Annotated in this window: 15 protein-coding genes; 1 reads left to right on the forward strand and 14 read right to left on the reverse strand. The window is 59.8% G+C overall.

What is annotated here, in order from left to right; genetic code table 11:
- Nucleotides 1–79: 79 nt before the first annotated feature.
- From VI215_03885 to lepA, 14 genes are all read right to left on the reverse strand, one after another.
- Nucleotides 80–715, reverse strand: coding sequence for a hypothetical protein (locus VI215_03885; GenBank protein HEY6191448.1), 636 nt, complete (start codon nucleotides 713–715; stop codon nucleotides 80–82).
- 459 nt (nucleotides 716–1,174) lie between these two features.
- The gene (gene trxA, locus VI215_03890) at nucleotides 1,175–1,516 is read right to left on the reverse strand and encodes a thioredoxin (GenBank protein HEY6191449.1); all 342 of its coding nucleotides are present in this window, start codon (nucleotides 1,514–1,516) and stop codon (nucleotides 1,175–1,177) included.
- Entirely contained in the window at nucleotides 1,513–1,947 is a 435-nt protein-coding gene (locus VI215_03895; protein ID HEY6191450.1) for a DoxX family protein, read from the reverse strand. The genes trxA and VI215_03895 overlap by 4 nt, the downstream gene beginning before the upstream one ends.
- 96 nt (nucleotides 1,948–2,043) lie before the next feature.
- The gene (locus VI215_03900) at nucleotides 2,044–2,325 is read right to left on the reverse strand and encodes a metalloregulator ArsR/SmtB family transcription factor (GenBank protein ID HEY6191451.1); all 282 of its coding nucleotides are present in this window, start codon (nucleotides 2,323–2,325) and stop codon (nucleotides 2,044–2,046) included.
- A 102-nt stretch (nucleotides 2,326–2,427) separates the two neighbouring features.
- Nucleotides 2,428–3,456 carry a glycosyltransferase family 4 protein gene (locus VI215_03905; GenBank protein HEY6191452.1) on the reverse strand — a complete coding sequence of 343 codons (1,029 nt, stop codon included), beginning with the start codon at nucleotides 3,454–3,456 and terminating at the stop codon, nucleotides 2,428–2,430.
- Between the two features lie 106 nt (nucleotides 3,457–3,562).
- Nucleotides 3,563–5,128 carry a polysaccharide deacetylase family protein gene (locus VI215_03910; GenBank protein ID HEY6191453.1) on the reverse strand — a complete coding sequence of 522 codons (1,566 nt, stop codon included), beginning with the start codon at nucleotides 5,126–5,128 and terminating at the stop codon, nucleotides 3,563–3,565.
- Nucleotides 5,128–6,519 carry a flippase gene (locus tag VI215_03915; GenBank protein HEY6191454.1) on the reverse strand — a complete coding sequence of 464 codons (1,392 nt, stop codon included), beginning with the start codon at nucleotides 6,517–6,519 and terminating at the stop codon, nucleotides 5,128–5,130. Before VI215_03915 ends, VI215_03910 begins: the two co-directional genes overlap by 1 nt.
- Nucleotides 6,516–7,505, reverse strand: coding sequence for a glycosyltransferase family 4 protein (locus tag VI215_03920; protein ID HEY6191455.1), 990 nt, complete (start codon nucleotides 7,503–7,505; stop codon nucleotides 6,516–6,518). Before VI215_03920 ends, VI215_03915 begins: the two co-directional genes overlap by 4 nt.
- A 3-nt stretch (nucleotides 7,506–7,508) precedes the next feature.
- The gene (locus VI215_03925) at nucleotides 7,509–8,627 is read right to left on the reverse strand and encodes a glycosyltransferase family 4 protein (protein HEY6191456.1); all 1,119 of its coding nucleotides are present in this window, start codon (nucleotides 8,625–8,627) and stop codon (nucleotides 7,509–7,511) included.
- A gap of 103 nt (nucleotides 8,628–8,730) precedes the next feature.
- The gene (locus tag VI215_03930; protein ID HEY6191457.1) at nucleotides 8,731–11,478 is read right to left on the reverse strand and encodes a DUF2723 domain-containing protein; all 2,748 of its coding nucleotides are present in this window, start codon (nucleotides 11,476–11,478) and stop codon (nucleotides 8,731–8,733) included.
- A 42-nt stretch (nucleotides 11,479–11,520) separates the two neighbouring features.
- The gene (gene hemW, locus VI215_03935; protein ID HEY6191458.1) at nucleotides 11,521–12,717 is read right to left on the reverse strand and encodes a radical SAM family heme chaperone HemW; all 1,197 of its coding nucleotides are present in this window, start codon (nucleotides 12,715–12,717) and stop codon (nucleotides 11,521–11,523) included.
- A 38-nt stretch (nucleotides 12,718–12,755) separates the two neighbouring features.
- Nucleotides 12,756–13,601: a signal peptidase I gene (lepB, locus tag VI215_03940; GenBank protein HEY6191459.1), complete on the reverse strand. Its 846-nt coding sequence runs from the start codon at nucleotides 13,599–13,601 to the stop codon at nucleotides 12,756–12,758.
- Between the two features lie 4 nt (nucleotides 13,602–13,605).
- Entirely contained in the window at nucleotides 13,606–14,508 is a 903-nt protein-coding gene (gene lepB / locus VI215_03945; protein ID HEY6191460.1) for a signal peptidase I, read from the reverse strand.
- A 57-nt stretch (nucleotides 14,509–14,565) separates the two neighbouring features.
- Entirely contained in the window at nucleotides 14,566–16,362 is a 1,797-nt protein-coding gene (gene lepA / locus VI215_03950) for a translation elongation factor 4 (protein HEY6191461.1), read from the reverse strand.
- A 231-nt stretch (nucleotides 16,363–16,593) separates the two neighbouring features.
- Between lepA and VI215_03955 the strand changes: the two genes are divergently transcribed.
- The gene (locus VI215_03955; GenBank protein ID HEY6191462.1) at nucleotides 16,594–18,588 is read left to right on the forward strand and encodes an FG-GAP-like repeat-containing protein; all 1,995 of its coding nucleotides are present in this window, start codon (nucleotides 16,594–16,596) and stop codon (nucleotides 18,586–18,588) included.
- Nucleotides 18,589–18,621: the final 33 nt, after the last annotated feature.

The following is an 18,621-nucleotide window of genomic DNA, read 5'->3' on the forward strand; positions in this document are numbered from 1 at the left end:
GTGACAATTAGATGCAGGCTCCTCTGTACACGGAGGGAAGACGGGATACGGCCGGAAAACCCGCTATTCACGAGAGGATTCACCCCCCGGCGGCGGAGTTGCGTACATGCGACAGGAACCGGGCTTTGATCTCCGCCACGACTTCGTCGACGCTTCTGTGCTCGTTCGCGACCACAAGATCGTATAACGGCTCAAACCGCGCCGAATCCGCGGCGTTGCCGAGACGCTCCTCGATCTGTCCGGGGGGATGCGTCTTCCTGGCCAGGAGACGTTCTCTGATCGTGTCGAGGGAAGCTGAGATGAAGACACCATAGGCGTCATGTAATACGGATTTGACGGAGCTGATGTTACCGAGGTTGATCATCGCGAGGGCGTGGTGCCCCTTTCCGAGCGATGCTCTCGCTTCCTTGCCCGGCAACCCGTAGCACATCCCGAACTTGTAGCACTTGTGCTCGATGAAGAACCCCTCCCCCACCAGCCGCTTGAATTCCGGGTGGCCCACAAATTCATAGAGATCGTCGTCGTTATCCGATTCCCGGCGGTGGCGCGTCGTGTACCTCTTGACAAGGTCGAAATGCAGATCGGGGAGAGCGAGGAGGCCTCTGACGATTGTCGACTTGCCGGATGCGCTCGGACCGTCGATGACCAGGAGTTTGCCCGTAGCCTGTCCTTGCCCTCGGGACGTTTCGCCCGGGATGCCTGATGATGATGTCACGATCGGGATCGCACTAGAAATTCGCGGAGGAGGGTGGCATGAGGGGGTAAATATAGAGAATTCGCCTGTCAGATCAAACTGGGGGCGAGGCCTCCGGTGCGCCTCGGTTTGATGATGACGTCCGCGACCTGAAGGTCGCGGACCGCAGGCTAAAGCCTGCGGCTACCGAACCCGAAGCATGGGTATAACCACCAAGCTCGACACATCGGTAGGCGCGACCTTTAGGTGGCGTGCAGCCTAACGCAGGCTAAAGCCTGCGGCTACCGAACCCGAAGCATCGGTATAACCACCAAGCCCAATACATCGGTAGGCGCGACCTTCAGGTCGCGCTCGCTCCCACGGTCTACGTGGGAGCGGATATTTGGACGCTCCAGCCTCCACGGCCGCGGAGCGGCCGAAATACGCGTTCCCATGCAGAGCATGGGAACGCGGTAACGTCCGGCAAGGTGAACCCCCCTCTCAATTGAGGTGCGGCGTTATCTTCTCCATCAGATGCCGTTTCGGCACGGCGCCGACGATCTGCTCGACGATCTTTCCCCCCTTGAAGACCAGGAGAGTCGGGATACTCCGGATGCCGAATTCCATCGCCGTGCGAGGGTTCGCATCGACATCCATTTTCGTCACTTTCAATTTCCCGTCGTACTCGAGTGCGATCTCGTCGACGGCGGGCGCAATCATCTTGCACGGGCCGCACCATTCGGCCCAGAAGTCGACCAGCACCGGCCGGTCGGCTTCCAGGACTTCCTGCCTGAATTCTGCGTCGGTTATCGATCTCGGTTTCACGCCTGTTTCCGGATTCATGCCGTCACCGGATGTTTTGTGCGCGTGATGTGCACCCTGCGGGCGCTCAGCACCGAGTCGAGGCTCAACGGGCCTGAACCAAAATACGAGATGAGAAACGCGCTGCCGAGCATCGCAAAGTTCTTAAAGAACATCGCCTGCTGCATGCGCGCCATCATCGGATCCGGAACGGCCCAGAAATTGTGCATCATGAACGTTACGGGGATGAGGAACAGCGCCAGAACCACGGCTCCGTACTTCGCCTTGAATCCGAACGCGACGCTCAACCCTCCCAGGATCGCCATGACCCCGGAAAGAGGAACCGCGATCGAGGCGAAGGGAACGCCCACCGAGGCGGCATAGCCGATCGTCTGACTGGAAAAATGGCCAAAGGCCGACATCACGAAGATCGACGAATAGAGGATTCTTCCCAGCAACACGAGGTACTTCATAGTCTAAATCTCCTTTCTTCTTGAATGTTTTATTTGAGAACTATATTGATATATCTAAATATCGAAATATATCGATAGATAGATCAAAAAAAATGTTCACTTCTTTCCCGAAAGCGCAACCAGCTCAGCGAACTCATTCAGCACCGCTTTGTTGATCTTAATGTTTACATGCCTGCCTTTCTTCTCCGTAACCACCAGCCCCGCATTTGCCAGCACCTTCAGATGATGCGACACTGTCGGCTGCGAAAGACCTGCGAGGTTTTCGGCATCAGCGCAGGAAACGCTCCCGCATTTTGCTATTTCCTGGAGTATTTTCACCCTCGTCTTATCCGAGAGCGCCTTTGCTACTTTAACAATATAATCTTCCGGGGTGTTCATATTGACGTATGTAAATATATCAATACATTATGCAAAAGTCAAGTCCCTTCATCCTTTTTTTTCACTCCTATAAGCTCTTGTGGCATAAAGGGTTACAGGATATCAGATGAGGCGGGCATAGATCTCCCTGGTGAGCTCTGCCACCCTGTCCCAGAGGTATTTCGTCCGGATACGCTCCCTCAGAGCGGGATCCTTCTGCTTGTTCAAGGAAGAGATTATCGCGTGGTGGATCAGCTCCACGGAGGTGGGTTCGATGTATTCCGCGTACGGCCCGAAATAATCCTCCGTCCCGCCGTACTTCGTGATCGCGATCTTCGCACCGGCGAGCCCCGCCTCGAGCGCGGCGATTCCCGGAGTTTCAAAGAGCGACGGAAGCACGAAGACGTCGCACGCCGCGTACGCGGAGGCGAGAAGATCCGATTCGTTCGGAAGAGCGTCAATAATAACAAGGCGCGGATTCTGTTTTGCGCGCTCCAGACACTTTAACCCGTATTCGTTCTGTTCGATCCTGCCGATGATCACGGCGGGGACGTTCACGTCTTCGAGCGCCCGGATGAGCCGCAACACGTTCTTGCGGGGAGGCCCGATGTGCCCGACGTTCAACACAAAATCCCGGATCCCGTATTTCTCCCGGAACGGCCCCGGGTCGGCCTCATGAAACCTCTGCTCCACGCCGTTCGGAATGACTTCGATTTTCTCCCCTGGGACGCCCAGTCCGTGCTCCACCAACTCCGCCTCTCGCTGCGTATTCGGCAGCACGGCTGCGGCCCACGAACAGATTTCCGAGGCGATGCCGTAATCGGTCCAGGTCCCGCGCGCGAGGTTGCGAATCATCCCGTGCATCCCGACGATCGATCGGACGAACGGCCACGAATGGCGGGTGAAGAAGATCGGCGTGACCACGGTCGGAATTCCCAGCTTGTGAACCTCGCGGGCAAAGTGATAGGTGCCGAGGTTGGCTCCGAAGATGTGGATCAGATCGACATCCTCCTTCTGGATCTCCTCCCATGAATTGAAGAGGCTGACCTCCACGCCGCGCCGCTCAAGGCAGCTCTTCATCTGGAGGATCTGCGTCCGTGGCCCGCCCTTCAGCATCATGACGGAGTGATATGTCGCGAGGCAAACGTGCATTAGGCACACACTCCCGCTGTCATTCTGAGGAGCGGAGCGACGAAGAATCTGAGATCCTTCGCTTCGCTCAGGATGACAAAAATGTGATGAAGTTGACCTGGTTCGATCATGTTTTGAAGAGACTCGTAATCTTATCCTGTGTACGAATAACCGGTATCCACGGGTTGAATCGCCTCGTGCGTCCGATGTCCGAGGGAAGCGGCGGCCAGGCGGGGGGCGCTTTCCAGTCCAACGAGTCGAGCTCCACGCCGGACCCCGGCTCTGTGAAAGCCTCCATCCCGTCCGGACGGATGATGTGTAACCACGGAACCTGTGAGTCTGCGGCCGCCTCTCCCCCAACCCGGACCGATGATCCGTCAATTGAAATCTGGCACTCGTCCGAGCCCCTGCGCATCCACCACGATGCGAAATCGATCATCCGGACCGCTTGGAGAGACCGCTCGTGTATCATCTCAAACACCTTCTCAAGAACCCGGGGGTGCGCGTTCTTCGGATGATGATAGAGGAAGACCGGCTCCCGTGCCTGAATCTTGCGATCGATGAGAGCGCGATAGTATGCCGTCATCTCCTCTTCGCGGAACCCCTGGCGCCGAAGGCTTCCGATGCTGATCGGATGAACCGGGACCTGCAATGTGGAAATGAACCCCGCCGGGAGGTGAGGAACCGACGGGAGATCGTCATAATCGTACGAAAATTCCGAAGAGTAGACAAACTTGAATTGTTCGACCGCTTCTGCCAGGCGCTCGCTCCAGAGGCCATAGGGCGCCGCGTAGCTCCGGGCGCGCAAACCCGCCGATTCAAATGCCCGGACGGCCTTCCGAATATTCTCTGCGTGGGCCGCGGGTTCGGAATAGGTGCGGTGGTGAAAACAATGGACCCCCACCTCGTCTCCATTCTCGTCTCCGGCCATTTCACCGAACAACGAAAGGAATTCCTTTTGACTCCCCACGTCGACGAACCAGGTGAGAGGGATCTTCGAGCCGCGGGCAAGGTCTCGGAGGGCTTCGACTTCCGGCCGGGCCGCATAATCGGTGTCGATCCGGAAGGCGAACAGAGATTGCCGATCGGAGGGATAATACCACCGATGAACGTAGGGTAAACCACGCCGGTGGTGGAGGATCGTCAGAGCCCTGGAGACGATCCTCAGAAGCCCCCCTTTTGAGACGAGCGACACCCGCTCGAACGGGAGGCGCCGGTTCACCGCATAAAACGATTTGGTCGCCACCCTCCGGTCATTCGCAAGAGCGGCCGGATCGAACGGAAGGACCACAAGGTGCCCTCCTCCGAATTCCCCGACGTAGCCGGAGGGCGCTCCGGATCCGGGCAGGGAGTTGGCGTTCACCGGAATCTCGCCTTCCGTAAAAAGGTCGGTCAGCTCGGGGTTAAAAACCCTGCCGCTCTCGTCCCCGAGCAGATGCCGGATGAAGGACCTCTTCGTCCTGCCCCCGGAGAGCGGGCCAAACACGCTTCCCGGACAGAGCACCGCGCCTCCCCCTGCAAGAAACGACCGGACGATTTCAAGATCCTCCGGTCCAATCCCGCCCGAAACGGCCATGGCGCTGATTTCGGCGGCTGAAGCGCTGCCGGTAAGCGGAGAATGAGGTATTCCCTCCTGCCTGAGAAGTATCCGCCAGCCGGGATCTGCGCCGAGAATGCCGACATGGATCCGCATCAGACCGACCCCCGCAATTCCGCAAGATCGTCGCGCCGGATCGCTCCGGTGGCGACAAGGAGCGCCGCGTAGGCCGCCGCCGCCGAAGCGATCAAAAGCCAGAGAGAGACGGATGGAAGCAGAACGAGGACCAGGGCCATCCCCGCAGTGGCGATGAGCGCCTTTGCCGCCGATGGAGGAAACCCGACGCGCACGAACGGCGCGAGCCGCCTCGCCATGATGACGACCGCGATGGCCTCGGAGCAAACGACCGCGGCTGCCGAACCAACCGGCCCGTAGAGGAACGTAAGCCCGACCGTCAGAAGAAGGTAGATCCCGGCGCTGATCATCATGATCCTGCCGTACAGCTTTTCCTGCCCGGAGGCGATCAATCCCGTCGTGTAAACGGTATGAAGAAGGGTGGCGAGAAAGAACCAGACGAGAACGCTGAACACTCCCCCCGAGGCGATGAACCGGTCGCCGAAAATAAGCCCGATAATCCGGCTGGCGAGCAACGATCCCCCCGCGCAGAGCGGGAGCGCGATGAGGATCATCCACTTGAGGGAACGGTTCAGTATCCGCGAGAGCGCCTCCGGAGATTGGCCGAACGACCGGGCCGAGGCCGGGAGGAGGAGCGTGGAAACGACGCGATCGACCACGAGAAGGAATGTCACAAGCTTCCCCGCGGCGCTGTAGATCCCCGCGTCGGCGTTCGTCATCAGGATGCCGAGAACAAGCGGAGGGAGATTCACGCTCAGGTGAGCCAGAAGGGAGCCCAATCCGAGCGGAAAGGACTTCAACACGAGGGTTTTCCACCCGGAGAAGGCGGGCCTTGCCGGCTCGGCCGGAAATCGCCTCCGGAAACTCACCCCAAGGTAGGCCGCCGCGGCCGAGTCTCCCAGCACCGCCGCGACCGCCACCAGCAAAAGGTCGGCGGGCGTCCGGACGAGCGCCACCACGAGGATGAAATAGGTGGCGGCCGACAGGGTGCGGGCGGCTCCGATGGAGGCCATCTCCTCCTTCCCCTGGAAATACCAGTCGAGATTCAGCGCATTGGGAATCAGCGAGAGGCAAAAGAGAAGAATCAATGCGGCGGTCGCGGCGTTCGGGACAGCGAACATGATGCAGCCGACGATTGCAAGGAGGGCGAGCGAGTTCAGGAGCCGCGCTCCGGCCACGGGGCCGGCAAGCGCCGCGCCTTCGCCCCGCGCGACAGCCCGCGTGCCGAACACGGTGAGGCCCCCCGCGGCCGTCATGGCGGCGTACGAAAGGACGGTGAACCCCACGTTGATCGCGCCGAAGTCCGAGGGACCGAGCTTCCGCGCGAGGTACGCAAATGTCAGGAAACCGAAACCCCTGCGACCGATGTCGCTCAGGACGATCGAGAGAGCGTTTCCGGTGTGCTGCTTCATTGCGCGAACGAATCGAGCAACGTGAGCAATTCGGCGTCCCGCTTTTCCCGCGGAAACATCGCCACGATCCGCGCCCGCGCCCGGAGGCCCGCATCGCTTGCGGCGCCGATCGCCTTCTGCAGCGCTTCGACAAGCGATTCGATCTCCCCCGGCGGAACAAGGATTCCGGTCTCTCCCACGGCGGTCCTGATCCCGCCGGTGTCCGAGCCGACCGGCAGGCAGCCGCAGAGCATCGCCTCGCAAAGGGTGTTCGGCAACCCCTCCCTCAAGGAGGGCTGGCAGTAGACCTTCGAGCGCTGATAGTACGGGAGAAGCTCGGACCTCGCCATGATCGGGAGAAAGCGCATGTTGAGGGGAGGCTGGAGTGTCCGCCAGAAGCGCTCGTCGACTCCGATCACGGTGAACGTCATTCCGGGCAGCCGGCGGGCGGCCTCCACCAGCGAATCGATCCCCTTTACCTTCAGGCGGCTCCGCTCGTTCACGACCGCCACGGTCAAAACCTCCGGCTCCTTCTCACCCGCCGGTTTCCACGCCATCGGATTGTAGCCCGTCGGAAGGTACCGGATGTTCCCGCCGTCATAGGCGGCAAGCCGGATCGCGTCGTCCTTCAGGCTCGGGTCGACGACCAGGACGCGGGATGCGCCGCGAAGCGCAAACCGGACGAGCCGCCCCCTCCATGGACTCAACCAGAGGCCGTACTTCAACTCCTCGTCTCCGGCGACATCCACGCCCCCGACGACGACGACCGATTTCATCCCGAACAACTTCCCGAAGGCCACGCCGATGAACGCATAGACCGAAGCGAACCAGCAAAAAACAACGTCGCTTCCGAACGCTCCCACCGCGATGCTCAGCGCGGCTCCGAGCCCGTGCCCGATCTTCTTCCGGACGGTGAAATGCCGTTCGAGGAGATCGATATCGTCCTGGATGAACGGAGTGTGGAACGCCGAGATAAAAAGGACTGTCAGGTTCTGGCGGTCTGCCACCGGTCAGTTCTCCCTGCGGGCTTGCCGGAGGAGGAGCGCAACCGTCTGCTCCGCGACACGTTGCCAGTCGAACGTTCCCGCCCAGTCCTGCGCCCCCTTCGCGAGAGCGTTCCTCAGCCGGGAATCTCCGGCGAGGTGGATCATCTGTTCCGCGAGCACCTCGATATTTCCGTACGGATAGAGGATACCGGTTTCTCCGTCCTTGACGGCGTCCCGGAGGCCCGGAACGTCGCTGGCGATGACGGGAGTCCCGCAGGCATTCGCTTCGATCACCGTGAGGCCCCATCCCTCCACCGAGGACGGATTCACCAGAAACCAGACCTCCTGCAGAAGCCGCACCTTCTCCTCTTCGCTCACAAAACCGGTGAACCGGACCGACGCCTCCATGCCGAGCTGCCTCGCGCTTCGCTCGAGATCGCTCCGATCGTCTCCCTCGCCGATGACGACCAGCTTCGCATCGGGCATGCCCCGGAGCAGAATCGCGAACGCGCGGAGGAGATGATCGACCGATTTGTACTTTTTCAACCGCCCCATGTAGCCGATGAGCGGGGTCCCGCTCCTCTGCACTCCGGTGGGGCGAAAGCGCCCGTGATCGACGCAATTGGGAACGATCTCGAGGCCCGACGCGCCGAACCCCCGGTTCAGCAGCACCTCCTTCGTGCTCGGCGAGACCGCAAAGACGGGAATGCGGCTGCGCCTGTAGAGCGCGACCCCCGCCCGTTCCGCGAGGTAGACATAGAGGGCAAGCGGAAAAATCGCTTCGCGGAAGATCACGGTGTCGAACAGATGGTGAACGATGAGGGCGAGCGGCTCGCGGACATAGAGCGGGGTGAGGAACGGGATCTTGTTCAGGTCGTCAATGACCACATCGTATCCCTCGCGCCGGAACCGTTGCCGGTACCGGAGCGGAACGAGAAAATTGAAGAGGTAACGGCCGCCTTCCCGCACGACCCTGATCCCGCCGATGGTCTCCTCCTTTGGGGCTCCTTCGAACGAAGAACAGAACAGGGTCACCTCGTGGCCCATCCCGGCCACACGCGAAAATATTTCATGGAGGTGGACTTCGGCGCCGCCCGCGAGGGGGTTCCTGATGTCCTGCCAGTTAAAGATCAGGATCTTCATGGGGAAACGCTAGGCGGCGGCGTGAGGCCTCACGCGGAGCGGCTTCAAGTTCCCGGGTCGAGGATGTCGAAGAAAGGCAGGTGTTCGACGGGCCCCGGGCGGATTATTGCGGTCGGGTCGAGTCGGGAGCGGCGCCACCCTTCTGCAGCTTGTCGTACATGTTGATCTGGTTCTTGATCCATCCCGTCTGATCGGGGTACTGCACGGCCAGGTTGTTCAGCATGTCGATCGCCTTCGGATACTCCTTGCGCATCCCGTAGAGCTCCGAAAGGATGAGATACGGGTTGCTCGATCCGTCCGACTGGTCGTACTGCCCGGAGGCGATGAGCTCCTCGCACTTCGCCTCGACGTTCTTCGCGTAGGCGTCGAAACGGTCCTTCTCGCCCAGGTCGTTGAACAGGCGGGCGACATAGAAGGTGTAGCGCCAGTCCTGCATCGGAATCACGCTGATCGGGACCACGTCTTCCATGCGGGCCATGACGTCCCGGGCTTTCCGCTTGTCATTGGCTGTGCGGTTGTAATAATCGCTAATCCGCATGAACCCCGCCCGGTAGTTCATCACCATGCGCTGGACGTTCTCGTCGTAGTAGACGTCGGGGTTGTTCAGGTTCCTGTACAGGTATCCGTGCTGCTCGGTCTTGGAGGCCTTCACATCCCTCGCGAGAAAATTCGCCTCCATCATTTTCATGTCGTTCCCGCCTTCCTGCGTGGCGAAGCTCATCGGCCTCAGCTCGAGCGTCAGTCCTTCCATCCAGAGGTAGGGATCAAGCCCGATTTTCGAATCGGGCGCGCAGGTGACGGCGAAGTGAATCGGGCGTTCCCAGTGGTTGGACTGGATGATGTCGCGCACCATGATATCCTGCACGCGGAGATACCGGATGTCCTGCTGGTAGGGCTGGCCGTTCATGGTCCAGGAAATCTTGCCCTGGTTCAACACCGTCGAATCGGACGATCCGAACCGCTCGGCCACGCGCTTCGGCACGGGGACGTCCACTTTTCGCGGAGTCCACCGGACGGGTCCGATCCTTTCGATCTGGTCGTCGGTGAGCGAGAGCGCCACCTTCTTACCGCCGAACGGCGTGTCATTTTTTAACAGGTGGATGTACCACTGCGTGTTTACGAGGCTCAGATTCACGGTGCGGACGTCCCGGCGGACGCCCTCGACATCCTGGAGGTACCAGAGAGGAAACGTGTCGTTGTCCCCGTTCGTGAAGAGGATCGCGTCCTGGGGGCAGCTCTGCAGCAGGTTGTACGAATAGTCCCAGGCGATGTAATTCTGGCTCCGGTCGTGCTCGCGCCAGTTGCTGCGGGCGAGGCTGACCGGCACCGTCAATGCGAAGACCGCCACCAGAGCGACGGCCGCCCACTGCACGAGTTTCGGCTGCAACCCTTTGCGGAACGCGTCGAAGAGGCCGACGATTCCGATCGCGATCCAGACGCAGAACACGTAATAGGCGCCGACATAAAAATAGTCGCGCTCGCGCGGCTGGGGATCCTGCTGGTTCTGATAGAGGTCGAGCACGATACCCATGATGATGAACATCGCCATCAGCACCGAGGCCATCTTCCAATCCTTCCGGAAATGGAACCAGAGCCCGAGCAAGGCGGCAAAGAGCGGGATCCCGAACGACTCCTTCCAGCTGACACCGGCGTCCTGCCAGTCCCCTTCGGTCCCCACGAAATTCCAGAGCACGTAGCGGACGAACATGTGGTTGATCTGATAGCGCCAGAGAAAGTCTCCGTCGCTCGTGTAATTCACGCGCGTCGGCTCGTGCATCGCTTCCTGCGAATACCGCCGCGGGAAGACCTTCTCCACGTACGTCTGCGTCTCGTTGTCCCAGCTCTGGCCCTTCAGGAGAGGCGTATCGCCGTACTGCTCGCGCGTGAGATAGCTCGTCAGCCGCGAGAGGTTGTTCGGGTTGTTCTCCTTCATCGGAAGGTTGTCGACGTTCGACCGGATGATGACCTGGGTGTAGGTCGTGTATCCGACCACGATCAGGAGAAACGAGAGACAACCGATATGGACCATCTTATGGTGCGTCTTGTACGACCGGTACGCTCCGTACGCCGCCGCGGCCACGCAGAGCGGCGGGATGAACGGAAAGAATTCGCTCTGCGTCCCCTTAAAGTCGCCGTCGAGCAGCCCGGGAAGGAACTGGACGATCCCTGGGTAGATCACGAAGAAAATCGCGATTGCGGCGAGCCCGAACTGGAAAAAGCCCTTGCGGCTGTATTCATATTTGCGGAAATAGACCATCATCAGGATCGGGATCGTGGCGAGCAGCGCCAGGATGTGGATGCCGGTCGAGAGGCCGAGCATGTAGGCGATCATGAGGAGGTATTTCTCATTGTGCGGCTCGTCGGCATGATCCCACCACCGGAGCGCCAGCCAGAGGCAGAAGGAAACGAAGAACATTCCCATCCCGTACACCTCCGCCTCGATCGAATTATCCCAGTAGGTCGTCGAGAAGGCAAGCGCGAAGGCGCCGATGGCGGAAGCGCCGTAGACGACGATCCTGTCGGTGAGGCTCTGCGTCGCACCGCGGAACATCTCGATGAATCTCACGGCAACCAGGTAGAGGAACATGATGCCGAGCGCGCTTCCGATCGCGGAAACGGCGTGCATGCGGGCAGCGATATCGTCGCGGTACGGGATGAGCGAGGCGATGCGTGCGATGAAAACAAAGAGGGGGGCGCCGGGCGGGTGCGGCACTTCGAGCAGCCTCGCGGCCGCGCAAAATTCGCCCACATCCCAGAACACGACCGTGGTGGAGAGGGTCTTCAGGTAGACCACCGCCGTGACGAGAAATACTCCGAGCGCAACTGCGCGGTTTATCACTTTATCCGACATTCAATCCTCATTCAAGTACTCAAAAAACACTCCAACACCCGCTCAACCGGCGGCGTTCGCCGTCAATATAGAGGAATTCTGAAGCAATCGCAAGGAATCGGCGTCCGGATCGACGCGGGCGAGGAGGAGTTCGCAGATTTCGTCGCAGAGAAGGTACCCCTTATCGGTGAGGCGAAGCGTTTCACCATCGAGGATCGCGAGGCCTCCGGTGATACAGTCCTGTAGTTCGAGAGACTTGCGTTCGTGGAGGTTGACTCCATACCGGGCGCGAAGCGCGGCGAGATCGAGTCCCTCCCCGCGAAGGCCGAGCATGACGGCTTCATCCAGCAGTTGCGTCTTCGTGAGGGTCTCCGAGCCGGCGACAGGGGATTTTCCCGATGCGAGCGCATCGCAGTAGGCCCGGACGCTCCTGGTGTTCCACCACCGGCGGTTCCCGCTGAACGAATGCGCCGAAGGCCCGAACCCGATATAGTTCGAGTGGTTCCAGTATCCGCTGTTGTGCTTCGATTGAAAGCCCGGCCTGGCGTAGTTCGACACCTCGTAGTGTTCGTATCCCGCGGCGTGAAGGAACTGCATGGTGAACTCGTACTGTTCGGCTTCGGTTTCGACCGGCAGCGTCGATACCTGACGGGTTTTCACCATTTCGAAGAGGGGCGTCTTCGGTTCTACGATCAGGCTGTAGGCGGAGATGTGGCCCGGCTCGAGCTCCACCGCCTGGCGCAGGTTCTGTTCCCACCGGCTCATCGTCTGACCGGGCAAAGCGAAGATGAGGTCGAGGCTCACGTTCCCGAAGCCCGCCTCGCGCGCCATCCGAACACCCTGGATCGCCTGTCCGGAGCTGTGGATGCGGGTGAGGAACCTGAGATCATCCTCATGAAACGACTGGATTCCGAAGCTGAGCCGGTTGACGCCGGCGTCCCGGTACCCCTTCAGTTTGTTCAGATCGACCGTCCCCGGATTGGCTTCGAGCGTGACTTCCGCGCCCGCTGCGATCCGGAACGTCTTCGTCACGAGCCCGATCAGCTCGCCGATCACGCGGGGTTCGAGCAATGACGGGGTGCCGCCGCCGAAAAAGATCGTGGTAAACTCCTCCGGCGATCCGGAGGAAGGATGTTCTTTTATCTCGCGCCTGAGCGCGGCGAGGAATTCATCGACCGGATCGAGCGTTTCGATCGAGTAGAAATCACAGTAGATGCACTTGTGTTCGCAGAAGGGAATATGGAAGTAGATACCCGGCAAGAAATGCTCAAAAGTAAAAAGAGAGGGCTGTCATAGATTTATCGGACAAACATCCCGATCCTGTCCCAGCGGACCGATCCGGGGGCGTCCGTTCCCCCCGATCCGGGGCCATCCCCGGGCGAAGACCAGTAGACCATCATGGCCTCCCCGATGACGTTCTCCTCCGGCAGGAATCCCCATGCCCGGCTGTCGTAGCTCCGGTCCCTGTTGTCTCCGAGGACGAACAGGTAGTTCTTCTCGAACCCGTACTTATTCGCAGGTATCCCGTCGATGGTGACGCCGGAACGCTCGCCACACCGAATGTCATGCCCCTCCCGCCGGATCAGATTTTCCCAGAGGGAAAAATTGGCGGAAGTAAGCGTAACCGAATCTCCCCGCGCCGGAACGATCGCCGGCGGAAACCGGCCTGCCGTGGCGCCCTGTCCGGCATTTCCACTCACCGGCTCCCGGAGCGCCTCTTCGTTCACGTAACACGTTCCGTCACGGATTTCGATTTTGTCGCCGCCCAGCGCGACGCACCTCTTGACGAAGTAGACGGGCTCGTCCGGAGCGGAGCCGTCGGCATCCCCCGGGAAACTGAAGACAATCACGTCGCCGCGGGCAATTTTTCTCAGGCCTGGAATACGGAGTTCCGGAAACTTCGCCTCGGAGAAGGGAAGCTTCTCCGGAGTCCTGGGGCCGTAAACGAGTTTGTTGATCAGCACACAATCCCCGGGGAGGAGCGCGTTTTCCATCGACCCGGACGGAACGCGGATCGCTCCGACAACGAATGTTTTCAGGAGGAACGCGGCCAGGATCGCGACAAGCAGGACGCCTGCGTAGCCGGTGATCCGTTTACGGGCCAACGTGCCGGCCTGTTCCAGAGTATGTCGAATGGATCTCATCTGCCTATTTTACGAGCGTTCCGAACCTGCCCCAGCGAACGCTGGCGAACTTGTCGGATATCTGGAAAATCGAAGATTCCGGATCCCACGACCAGTAGACGATCAACGGAGTTCCCACGACCGATTCGACCGGTATGAATCCCCAGAATCGGCTGTCCAGACTATTATCCCGGTTATCACCCATCCCGAAAAGGTAATCCCTCTCCACCGTGTAGGTCTCTTTTTCAACGCCGTCAACATACGCCTTCCCTTCCGTCATCTTCGCGGTGTGCCCTTCGCGGCGGATGAAGATCCTCCACCTCTCGAAACTCTCCCGGGTGAGGCTGATCTTGTCGCCCTTTTTGGGGATGACGACCGGCCCGTAGTTGTCCTCGTTGAAGGGCATTCCCTTCGGGAAGATGTGCTCGTCCGCGAGGCCCTGCGGCTTGACGACGGTCGAATTGAATTTCACGTTGCGCGGAACCGGCGCCGGCCGGCCGTTGATGTAGACAACCCGGTTGATGACCTGGAGCGTATCCCCTGCGGTCGCCATGCACCGCTTCAGATAGTAGGCGAATTCCGCCGGCTCCACCTCGTCGCGGTTTCCGGGGAAAATAAAGACGATCACGTCCCCCTTTTCGACAGTCCAGAGCGAGGGGAGCTTGAACGCGGGGATCTTCGTATTAGTAAACGGAATTGTCCTTGGCGTGGTTCCTCCGAAAACGAACTTGTTCACGAGGAGGAAGTCGCCGGTCATGATCTCGTTCTCCATCGACCCGGTCGGGACCTCGAACGACGCGAGGACGAAGCTGTTGAGGAGAAGGAAGGCTCCGAAGATGATCCCCATCTCCTTGAAAAAAGCGCTTACCGCCGAGGGCCCGTTGCGCTGATCCGCCGGCCCGGCGGCCTGTTCACCTTTGTTCGCCATGATCTCTCATTGATGGTTGAAGAAAATGCTTCAGTTCATTCTCCGGATCGGTCCGGCCTAATCTTCCATCGCGAGGACCGCGAGAAACGCCTCCTGGGGAATCTCGACGCGCCCGACCTGCTTCATGCGCTTTTTCCCCTCCTTTTGCTTCTCGAGCAGCTTCCGCTTGCGCGAGATGTCGCCACCGTAACACTTTGCGATCACGTTCTTCCGCAAGGCGGAAATGGAATCGCGGGCGATCACCTTGCTCCCGATCGCCGCCTGCACGACGACTTCGAACATCTGGCGGGGGATGAGCTTCCGGAGGCGGGCGCAGAGCTTTTTCCCCCACTCGTACGCCTTGTCACGGTGCACGATCGTGGAGAGCGCGTCCACCGATTCGCCGTTCAGGAGGATATCGAGCTTGACGAGGTCGGACTCCCGGTATTCGAGAAAATCGTAATCGAGGGAGGCGTATCCGCGGGAGGTCGACTTGAGCTTGTCGTAGAAATCGAATATGATTTCGGACAGCGGCAGCTCGTAACGGAGGTCGGCGCGCGAGGGATCGATGTAGGTCGTATTCTTATAGATGCCGCGCCGTTCCGTGCAGAGCTTCATGATGTTCCCGATGTATTCCGACGGCGTGATGATCTGCGCGCGGATGTACGGCTCCTCCACGTGGTCGATGTCCCCGAGCGCCGGCATCAGGGCCGGGTTGTCGACGAGGACCACGCTCTTGTCGATCTTCACGACGCGGTATTCCACGTTGGGCACGGTCGTGATGAGCTCCTGCTCGTATTCGCGCTCGAGCCGCTCCTGGATGATTTCCATGTGAAGCAGGCCGAGGAACCCCGCCCGGAACCCGAAGCCGAGCGCGACCGAGGACTCGGGCTCAAACACCAGGGACGCGTCGTTCATGCGGAGCTTTTCGAGCGACTCGCGCAGCTCGGCGAAATTATCCGCGTTCACCGGGTAGAGGCCCGCGAACACCATCGGTTTCACTTCCTTGTAGCCGGGGAGCGGGCCCGATGCGGGCGACAGGGCGTTCGTCACCGTGTCGCCGACCTTCGTATCGTGCACGTCCTTCGCGCCGGGGATGAGATATCCCACGTCGCCGGCGGAAAGCTCTTTCGTCTTGATGCGGTGCATCTCCAGGATGCCGACCTCCTCCGCGTCGAACTCCTTGTCGGTCACGAAAAAGCGGATCTTGTCCTTTTCCCGAAGCGTCCCGTCGAACACGCGGATGTAGACGATCGATCCCCGGTATCCGTCGAAAATCGAATCGAAAATCAGCGCGCGAAGGGGCGCATCGGGATCCCCCTTCGGAGGGGGAATGAGCCGGACGACCGATTCCAGGATCTCGTCGACGCCCGTTTTCATCTTGGCGCTCGCCAGGATGATGTCGCTTTCAGCGCAGCCGAGCAGATCCATGATCTGGCGCTTCACCTGATCGACCATCGCGCTCGGGAGATCGATCTTGTTGATGACCGGGATGATCTCCAGCCCGGCGTCGATGGCCAGATAGAGGTTGCTGATGGTCTGGGCTTCGACGCCCTGGGACGCGTCCACCACGAGGATCGCGCCCTCGCACGCCATCAGCGAGCGGGAGACTTCATACGAAAAATCGACGTGGCCGGGGGTATCTATGAGATTCAGCGTGTAGGTTTTCGCATCCTGCGCGAGGTACTTCATCTGGATGGCGTGGAGCTTGATCGTGATCCCGCGTTCCTGCTCCAGCTCCATGTCGTCGAGGACCTGGTTCGTCTTCATTTCCCGCTCCGTGACGGTCCCCGTGCGCTCCAGGAGCCGGTCCGCGATCGTGGACTTGCCGTGGTCGATGTGGGCGATGATGCAGAAGTTGCGGATGTGGTCCATTAATTGACGGATTGGGAGACTGCAAAAATAATCCCGCTCGTTTTGGCGGGATCTCTGCTAAAATATACCACAAAATAGCCTGAATTGCAATCATGGGGCGGGAAACTACGTATTGACAATAGAACGGTGGATGTGTACTTTTCGTACCGGGAGTGCGCTATTCATCGACGCTCCCGGATAACCACCCTCTGAACAAACCATGATCGTCGGTATAACCTGCCTGAGGAATGTATGAACGCTCGAACCGGGTTTCGCAGATTCACCCCCATCGTGTCGCTGTTCCTTCTTGTGTGCCTTTCATTCGGTCAGGCCCCGCGGATCTCTGTGACCAGGCTCCCTGAGCCGGGGAAAAAGTATCCCTGGCCTCCCCTCCAGGCGCGGGATCTTCAAGCCATCTCGAAGCTCCCCCTGCGGGCGACCTCCGTCAAATCAAAGGCTCCCTTTTCGGCAAGCGGTCTCGAGGACAGCGTCACCTTTACCGCCGTGCAGACACCGTTCCCCGGCCTCGTCGGCGGAGGGGGATCATGGTTCGATTACGACAATGACGGGGATCTCGATGTGATTGTGTCGGGCTACTCCGTGGAGGGGAACGTATTCAAGATCTACTCCAACGACGGAGGAGGGGTCTTCACGGAAGTTCAGACGGACCTTCCGGCCATCGGGGCCGAACATCAATCGATTTCGTGGGGCGACCTCGACAAGGACGGTAACTTCGACCTCGCGATCGCAGGAAGGCTCGATACGTCGAGTCTTGTGAATGTGTCGAAGATTTTCCATAACGACAACGGAAGATTCGTCGATATCGAAGCTCCGCTGATGGGGCTATCCGGCGGAGCGGTCACCTGGGTGGACTATGACAACGACGGGGACCTCGATCTTCTCGTCACCGGCTCGCCCGACGCGGGCAACACGTTTTATGCGATCCTCTATCGCAACGACGACGGCACGTTCACCGACGCTCAGGCGGGACTCAGAGGGTCCTGGTCTACCACGGCATCCTGGGGAGACTATGACAACGACGGCGACCTTGATCTCCTGATGACCGGCTACGGCAACGGTGCGTTCAGCAAGATTTACCGTAATGATAACGGGACATTTGTCGATATCGGCGCTACACTTGCAGAGGTCAACTCCGGCGCGACGCAATGGGTCGACATTGACAACGACGGCGATCTGGATATCGTGCTCTCCGGCGGCATGCCGGGAGACGTCCCGACCGCCAGGATCTACCGGAACGACGGCAATGATGTCTTCACCGATCTCAACGTCCCGATCGAGGGGTTCATGGTAAGCGCAGTCGCGATAGCCGATTATGACAACGACGGCGATCTCGACATCGCGATATCGGGTGCTGATGAGTTCTACGCGGGAAGCAATCCGCGCACGAAGATCTATCGCAACGACAACGGCACCTTCGTCGACATCGGCGCCAACCTGGTGGGCACCTGGTTCGGATCCCTCGCGTGGGGCGATTACGATAACGACGGCAGGCTAGACCTTCTCGTCTCGGGAGCGACGATTCCACGCGCGACGTGGAACGGACCCTTCGCGCAAACCACGATCCTCTACCACAATAATAATGTGGAGCCCAACACCATGCCGGCGACTCCTCAGCCATCGGAGCCTCTCCTCGACGGGAATTCCGTTCAGTTGGGCTGGGGCCGTGCGTCGGACGGTCAAACCCCGAGCGCGGAACTCACCTATAATCTCCGGATCGGCACGGCGCCCGGGCTGAGCGATGTGGTTGCCCCCGTTTCCAACGTCGGAACGGGATATCGGCGCGTTCCGACTGACGGCAATTCGTTCAGAAAGACCGGCCGGTTGCTGAAAAATCTCCCCCAGGGCACCTACTACTGGGGCGTTCAGGCGGTGGATGGCGCCTACAGCGGATCGCCCTTCTCCCCGGAGAACTCCTTCGTTGTGAGTTCCCCTCTCGGGGTAAAAGAGGAGCGGGAGATTCCCCGTGTATTCGCATTGGAGCAGAACTACCCTAACCCGTTCAATCCGCAGACCGACATCGCGTTTCAAATTCCCGCGACCGATCATGTCTCGCTCAGGATCTACGACGTGCTGGGGCGCGAAGTGGCAACGGTTTTGGATGGAGTCAAGGAGGCGGGAGCCTATACCGTGAGCTGGGATGCGTCGCGAATGGCGAGCGGAGTGTTTTTCTACGAGCTGAAGACCGAGCAGTCTTTCGCGCGGATGAAAATGCTGCTGATCCGGTAACAACAGAACGCAGCCTGAAGGCTGCGGCTACCA

It is taken from the genome of Bacteroidota bacterium (assembly GCA_036522515.1).
In the GTDB taxonomy this organism is placed as follows: Bacteria; Bacteroidota; Ignavibacteria; order UBA10030; family SZUA-254; genus VBOC01.

Excerpts from the sequence above, each read along its gene's own strand:
- VI215_03905 (HEY6191452.1), bottom strand. The coding sequence starts at position 3,456 with ATGCACGTTTGCCTCGCGACATATCACTCCGTCATGATGCTGAAGGGC.
- VI215_03930 (HEY6191457.1), bottom strand. The coding sequence starts at position 11,478 with ATGTCGGATAAAGTGATAAACCGCGCAGTTGCGCTCGGAGTATTTCTC.
- VI215_03915 (HEY6191454.1), bottom strand. The coding sequence starts at position 6,519 with ATGAAGCAGCACACCGGAAACGCTCTCTCGATCGTCCTGAGCGACATC.
- VI215_03910 (HEY6191453.1), bottom strand. The coding sequence starts at position 5,128 with ATGCGGATCCATGTCGGCATTCTCGGCGCAGATCCCGGCTGGCGGATA.
- VI215_03900 (HEY6191451.1), bottom strand. The coding sequence starts at position 2,325 with ATGAACACCCCGGAAGATTATATTGTTAAAGTAGCAAAGGCGCTCTCG.
- VI215_03925 (HEY6191456.1), bottom strand. The coding sequence starts at position 8,627 with ATGAAGATCCTGATCTTTAACTGGCAGGACATCAGGAACCCCCTCGCG.
- lepB (HEY6191460.1), bottom strand. The coding sequence starts at position 14,508 with ATGGCGAACAAAGGTGAACAGGCCGCCGGGCCGGCGGATCAGCGCAAC.
- trxA (HEY6191449.1), bottom strand. The coding sequence starts at position 1,516 with ATGAATCCGGAAACAGGCGTGAAACCGAGATCGATAACCGACGCAGAA.
- VI215_03895 (HEY6191450.1), bottom strand. The coding sequence starts at position 1,947 with ATGAAGTACCTCGTGTTGCTGGGAAGAATCCTCTATTCGTCGATCTTC.
- lepB (HEY6191459.1), bottom strand. The coding sequence starts at position 13,601 with ATGAGATCCATTCGACATACTCTGGAACAGGCCGGCACGTTGGCCCGT.
- VI215_03955 (HEY6191462.1), top strand. The coding sequence starts at position 16,594 with ATGAACGCTCGAACCGGGTTTCGCAGATTCACCCCCATCGTGTCGCTG.
- lepA (HEY6191461.1), bottom strand. The coding sequence starts at position 16,362 with ATGGACCACATCCGCAACTTCTGCATCATCGCCCACATCGACCACGGC.